The organism is Candidatus Nealsonbacteria bacterium, assembly GCA_019923605.1.
GTDB lineage: Bacteria > Patescibacteriota > Minisyncoccia > Minisyncoccales > CSSED10-335 > JAHXGM01.
Genome location: JAHXGM010000017.1, coordinates 1 through 6,197, shown reverse-complemented (window position 1 = coordinate 6,197; position 6,197 = coordinate 1). Strand labels below are relative to the sequence as shown.

The window sequence follows — 6,197 nt, the reverse complement described above, 5'->3', positions numbered from 1 at the left end:
ACTCACTTGTGAAAAAGTTATTTTGCTTGTTTTTTAAAATTTATTTATTAAAATAAATCATAGGAGAATAAAAACTTAGAAAAAATATGGACAATGAAAATTTTTCTTATTCTGAATATCCCCCAAAAGGTTATTCAGAAAAGCCTAAGAACATCGCCCAACTTCTTAAAGAGGGTTGGAGAATTTATTGCCTTAAAATTAAAACTTTATTGGGGATAATTGGATTGCCCGTTGGATTTTCGTTTTTGTTTTGGAATTTGGTGTATTTTTTGACTGGTACCTCTATAAAATATTCTGTTTGGTTTTCTGTTATAGTTACAATTTCTTATCTAGGTTTCTTTTTTCTTTGGTTATGGGCTATACCGTCTTTGCTTTATAACCTTAAAGAGAATACCGGTATAAAAGAGTCTTATAAAAGAGGACTTAAAATATTAGGTTCTTACATTTGGGTTTATTTTCTATTAACCATAATTATTGCTGGAGGTTTTTTGCTTTTTATAATTCCCGGGATTTTATTTTCTATTTGGTTTTCTTTGGCCATCTTTATTTCGGTTTTTGAAGAAAGGAAAGGGTTTGATGCTTTATTTAGAAGTAAATATTTAGTCAAAGGAAAATTCTTGGGAGTCCTAGGTAGATTTTTGGCTTTAGGTTTGATTATAGGATTAGGATTATTTCTAGTTTTTGCTTTAATTTTTTTTGGCATAGAAAATAAACAAGTAGAAGGCCAAGTAATCGAAGTAATAGGTTATTTCATTCAATTGTTTGTTTTACCATTTTTTTTAATTTATGGATTTTTAATTTATAACAATCTGAAAGAAATTAAAGCTGGAATTCTTTATGAGGAACCAGCACGAGGCAAGAAAATAAAGTATGTTATACCTGGAATTTTAGGGATACTGGTTGTCGGATTACTAATTAGCATATTCTTTTTAAATATATTTTGGGGAAGAGATGAACCTCTTATTGATGATAGCGATCTGTGGCTCTCAAAAATAGAAATCCCAAAGGAAGAAAATGCTTTTTATTTCCTTATTCAGGGTAGTGAAAAAATCCATCTGCCAAAAGAAAAACTCGAACTTTTTACAAAGATGAGCATGGGGGAAAAATGGGATTCTGAATTTGCTGAAGAATTAATAAAAAACAATGAAGAAGTTTTTGGGTATTTTGAAAAAGCCTTAGAGCTTTCTTATTTTCAAATTCCTGAATGGCAAGATCCAAAAACTATAGGGCACGACATAATTTTTCCCGGTATGTCAGGTTTGATAGATATAGCTAAATTGAATTCAATTAAGGCTAATTATCTTTTAACTCAAGGTAGAGAGAAGGAGGCTTTAGATTTAATCGTCAAAACAATTAAAATGGGACAAATAATACAGGACAGTCCGAGACCTATTTTGATGAGCTATTTAGTGAGTATAACTATAAAAGAAGGCGGCTTACAAAGATTAAGAATAATGATGCCAAATCTTACTTTATCTTCTGAGGTGTTAAGGGATTATGTGGCTGAACTTGGTCAGTTTAAAGCAAATGAAGAAGGATTAATCAAGGCGATGAAAATGGATTATATAAAGCTTACTAATACAAAATCAAAAATTGATACAGCTTTTGCTGGTAAACTCTCTAAGGAAGAACTGGAAAAATTAGGAATAGAAGAAACCCCTTTTGAGATGAAAGCGGCAACTAAATTAAATTATCTTTATAAGCCCAATCAAACCCAGAGAATATTTGCTGAATATTATCGAAATTTTATTAATAATTGTTAATAAAGATTGTAATGAAGTGATGTTGGCTGAATATAAATCTTTAAGACTTTATTCTAAAATAAAAATGTTATTTACGGAAAATGTAGTGGGTAAAGAGCTTCACGATATTATTGTAGCGGTAGTTTTCCCTGGCCTTTTAGAAAAAAAATGTCTCGAAGATTTCTCGGTGATAGGAACTCAACTTCTGATAGCCATAAGAGCCTACCAGATAGAAACTGGTAAAGTACCCGCTTCCTTAAACGAACTCGTGCCAGAATATTTTTTCGAAGTCCCAAGAGATCCTTTTGATGGAAAATTAATAAAATATTCTCCGGAGAAAAAGATTATTTATTCTGTAGGCAAGGATTTGAAAGATTCTGGAGGTAGTGAAGGAAAAAATTGGCGAACAATGGAAGACCCCTCTTTCAAGGTTGAATTTTAATAAATATTATTCTTAAATAGAACTTTAGAAAGCAAACAAAATAACTTTTCCACAAGTGAGTGTACCCCAAAGCGGGCTCGCTCCTAAAAATTCTATCGTCGCTTTTTTGTTTTATATTCAAGGAGTAATACGGGATAGCCAGTATTAATTATATTTTCTGATTTTACATCAACCCCGAGTTTGTTTGAGAATTCATAACAAGTTTTTTTCGCTTCTGCTGGGTTTTTGAAATTTCCTTTTGCCTCTATTTCGATGAAAAAACCTAAACCCTTAACTTTGTCTAAACAAATTTCTAGATTTCCGCAATTCCAAATTTCTCTTTCTTTTTCCACTGTTATTACTTTTTTGAAATCTAAAAACTTTAATATCTTTTTTAGTTCGGTTGGTTGAGATATTTCAGTTTCATATTCTTCAGCATATTCTTGTTCTCCTTTAGCGTTTTTGTTAATAGATCTATCATATTCAAAAATGGTTCTATCTGGATTGGTTCTTATTCTTAACCATTCCACAGGAAATGGTTTTTGCGCAAAGAAGTTTCTATGACAAGGGATATAATACTCATCAATTTGCTTGATTGACTTAACCAACTTACCATAATCTTGTAACTTATCCCTGATTTTTCTTAAATTATTTATTTTGATTTTTATTTCTATTTCAATGTTCATACCTGTAATTATGGGTGGGCACGGGTGGAATTGAACCACCGACCTTCCGCTTATAAGACGGATGCTCTTACCCCTGAGCTACGTGCCCTTCTTCTTTCCTTTAACCAATTCATTGAATTCGTCTTTCTCTATCGTTTCTTTTTCAATAAGAACTTTTGTTATCTTATTAAGCAGCACCTTGTTTTTGATTAATATTTTGGCAGCTTCTTTCTCTGCGTCTTTTATTATTTTATCTATTTCATCATCAATCCTAGATGCAAGTTTTTCTGAATAATTATTACCCTCTGAAATATCTCTTCCTAAGAAAACGAGATTATCTTTCTTTCCTAATGAAATTGGTCCCAACGATGACATACCATACTCTTTTACAATCTTTTTTGCAAGATGCGAGGCCCTTTTTAAGTCATTTGAAGACCCTGATGAAATTTCATTAAATACTATTTTCTCAGCACAATACCCTCCAAGAAGAACTGATATTTCTGCAAGAAACTCAGATTTGGTTTTCATCATTTTTTCTTCTTCGGGCATTTTAATAGTATATCCGCCTGCGCCTCCTCTTGAAATAATAGATATCTTTCTGACCGGAGTTGATTCTTCTAAAAAAGTAGATACTAACGCATGACCAACCTCATGATAGGCGGTTAGTTCTTTTTCTTTCTTTGAAAGAATGTGGCTCTTTCTTTGTGGTCCTAATAATACCTTTTCTATTGCTTCAAGAATATTGTCTTGATGTACTTGAGTTTGGTTTTTTCTTGCGGCAAGAATAGCTGCTTCATTTATTACATTAGATAGGTCTGCTCCCGAGAAGCCCGGAGTTCTTTCAGCTACCTCTCTAAGATTAACATCAGGCGCTAGGGGTTTTCCTTTACAATGAATTTGAAGGACATCTTTTCGTTCAGCTATATCGGGAAGGTTTAGGGTAATGAGTCTATCAAACCGGCCGGGTCTTAAGAGGGCGGAATCAAGAACATCAGCTCTGTTTGTAGCACTAACTACAATAACATTGTCGTTTTTCTCGAAACCATCCATTTCTACCAGCAATTGGTTTAACGTTTGTTCTCGCTCATCGTGTCCTCCACCAATTCCGGAACCTCTCATCCGTCCAACAGCATCTAATTCATCAATAAAAATAATGGAAGGAGCGTTTTTCTTGGCGCTGGCAAAAAGATCTCTTATTCTTGCTGCTCCAGTACCAACAAATAATTCAACAAAGGTTGATCCAGAAGTATGAAAAAATGATACACCAGCTTCTCCAGCGATAGCTCTAGCCAGCAAAGTCTTACCGACTCCAGCAGGACCGATCAAAAGAACTCCCTTTGGTATCCTTGCTCCAATGGCGTGGAATTTTTTAGGATTTTTAAGAAATTCTACAATCTCATTAAGTTCTTCTTTAGTTTCTCTTAGTCCCGCAACGTCATTAAAGCTAGTTTTTTCTTTTTCAGTTCCTTCTGCTCCTAAGAGACGGGCTTTTGACTTCGTAAAGTCCATAGATTGCATTACTCCTCCTTTTGCTTGTTTGAACATAAACCAGAAGAAAACAAGGAAGATAAGAACGGGGAGGAACCCGATAATAAAAACACCCGTCCAGGTCCAATCTCGAGGCTTTTTGATTAAAATGTCAACTTCCTGTAATCGTTCGGACGTAATACCATAACTTACAAGAGTTTCAATTATAGGTGATTCTTGCTCCTTTAGCGCAGTTAACTCTGTTCCGTCATGCTGAATAATTTCTAGCTTAGATCCAGCGACACTAATTTCTTTAATAGAGCCTTCATTGATTTTTCTTACCAATTGGCTTAAAGATATTTCTTCAATATCATTCGTTGGGGATGCCATAAGACCAAAAAGTATGGTCATGAGGAGAAAAATGCCAACCACCGTTATTATGTTTTTTTCAAGTCCTTTTGTTTTCATAAGAATATTTATATCACAAAAAAAGAGAAATTAAAACTGCTTGATAAAAGTCCGGTTTTGCTATATACTTTTCTCGAGCCCTCGTAGTTCAAAGGATAGAACAATAGCCTTCTAAGCTGTGGATCTAGGTTCGATTCCTAGCGAGGGCACCATGGTGGGCGTAGCTCAACGGCAGAGCTCTGGTTTGTGGTACCAGTGGTTGCGGGTTCAAATCCCGTCGCTCACCCCCACTGAAAAAGTCTTTATAAGGCTTCTTTTATTTCTTCTCTTCAAGAAAGAGATCAAGGTTTATTATTTTTTTGTTTCTAAAAACCTTTATTTTAACCTTATCTCCTATTTCATTTCTTTCCAGGATATCAGAGAGATAGTTTGCTTCGTTTATTTTCTCTCCGTTTATCTCTAAGATTGTATCAAATTCTCTTAGTCCCGCTTTTTCTGCTGCCGAGCGGGGAATAACGGCCTCTTCTCCCAGTCTCTCCCGTATTATTAATGCGCCGTAATCAACTGGCAGACTGTTTTGTTCAGCAATTTCTGGATTTAATATTATGTATTTAATGCCAAGGAATGGCCGTTTAATTCTTCCATGTTCGCGCACCTCTTCAAGGTCTTTTTTTGCATAATCAATGGGTATGGCAAATCCAATATTCTGACTGCCCATAATCATTGCAGTATTGATTCCTATAACCTTACCTTCCATATTAATTAGTGGCCCGCCGGAATTACCAGGATTTATCGCAGCATCAGTTTGGATAAGGCCCTTTAATCTAGTTGATTTTTCTGAAAAACCGTTGTGGGCGTTAATTAGTCTAGATAGACCAGAAACTATTCCCGCCGAAACAGTGTCATAGAATTCTCCCAAGGGGTTTCCAACCGCAATTACCGGTTCTCCCAGCTCTACGTCCTTGGCATTACCCAATTCTAAGAATGGAAAATTTTTACCTTCTATGATTAAAATTGCAATATCATTAATAGGGTCACGTGATAATACTTTGATCGGATATTTTTTAGTTGGCTCTAGTACTGCGGAATAAGTAGCCTCTGGATCAGCAATAACGTGTGCTGATGTGATAATGTATCCATCTTTAGATACTATAAATCCAGATCCGCCCCCAATTTTAGTTTCAATTTTTTTCTTTCCCTTCGTCTTAGGTATTACAAAATTTTGATCCTTAAAGGGGAAGTTATAAAAACCCTCTATTTCAGGTAAATTCTTTGAAACAGTAATTGTAATTACTGCTGGACAAACCTTTTTGACAATTTCAGTTATCGGATATTTTTGGTTCATTAAGGGCATTATATCAGAAAAAATATTGCTAACAAGGGAAAAAGTATATATACTGATGCTGTTAAGCTTTCGCCTTCGTAGTTCAATGGATAGAACGAGGGATTCCTAATCCCTAAATATAGGTTCGATTCCTATCGGAGGCACCAAAA

General features: G+C 34.7%; 5 protein-coding genes and 4 tRNA genes. 5 read left to right on the top strand and 4 right to left on the bottom strand.

What is annotated here, in order from left to right:
* Positions 1–86 precede the first annotated feature (86 nt).
* Both KY054_02840 and KY054_02835 read left to right on the top strand, forming a co-directional pair.
* Positions 87–1,763 (top strand): hypothetical protein, encoded by a 1,677-nt coding sequence (locus KY054_02840; GenBank protein MBZ1356676.1) that lies wholly within the window; start codon positions 87–89, stop codon positions 1,761–1,763.
* Between the two features lie 64 nt (positions 1,764–1,827).
* A complete protein-coding gene (locus KY054_02835; GenBank protein MBZ1356675.1) occupies positions 1,828–2,184 on the top strand; it encodes a hypothetical protein in 357 nt (118 codons plus the stop codon).
* Between the two features lie 92 nt (positions 2,185–2,276).
* On the opposite strand, the gene cyaB is transcribed toward KY054_02835, so the two are convergent.
* The 3 genes from cyaB to ftsH form a co-directional block, all read right to left on the bottom strand.
* On the bottom strand, positions 2,277–2,849 hold the full coding sequence (cyaB, locus tag KY054_02830; protein ID MBZ1356674.1) for a class IV adenylate cyclase: 573 nt from the start codon (positions 2,847–2,849) through the stop codon (positions 2,277–2,279).
* A gap of 15 nt (positions 2,850–2,864) precedes the next feature.
* Positions 2,865–2,937 (bottom strand) — tRNA-Ile (locus tag KY054_02825).
* Entirely contained in the window at positions 2,928–4,763 is a 1,836-nt protein-coding gene (gene ftsH, locus KY054_02820; protein MBZ1356673.1) for an ATP-dependent zinc metalloprotease FtsH, read from the bottom strand. Before ftsH ends, KY054_02825 begins: the two co-directional genes overlap by 10 nt.
* A gap of 77 nt (positions 4,764–4,840) precedes the next feature.
* Here ftsH and KY054_02815 point away from each other — a divergent pair.
* Positions 4,841–4,915, top strand: a tRNA-Arg gene (locus KY054_02815).
* A gap of 1 nt (position 4,916) precedes the next feature.
* Positions 4,917–4,993, top strand: a tRNA-His gene (locus KY054_02810).
* Between the two features lie 26 nt (positions 4,994–5,019).
* Here the strand turns inward: KY054_02810 and KY054_02805 are convergent.
* The gene (locus KY054_02805) at positions 5,020–6,048 is read right to left on the bottom strand and encodes a trypsin-like peptidase domain-containing protein (protein ID MBZ1356672.1); all 1,029 of its coding nucleotides are present in this window, start codon (positions 6,046–6,048) and stop codon (positions 5,020–5,022) included.
* A gap of 71 nt (positions 6,049–6,119) precedes the next feature.
* Here KY054_02805 and KY054_02800 point away from each other — a divergent pair.
* Positions 6,120–6,194, top strand: a tRNA-Arg gene (locus KY054_02800).
* Positions 6,195–6,197 lie beyond the last annotated feature (3 nt).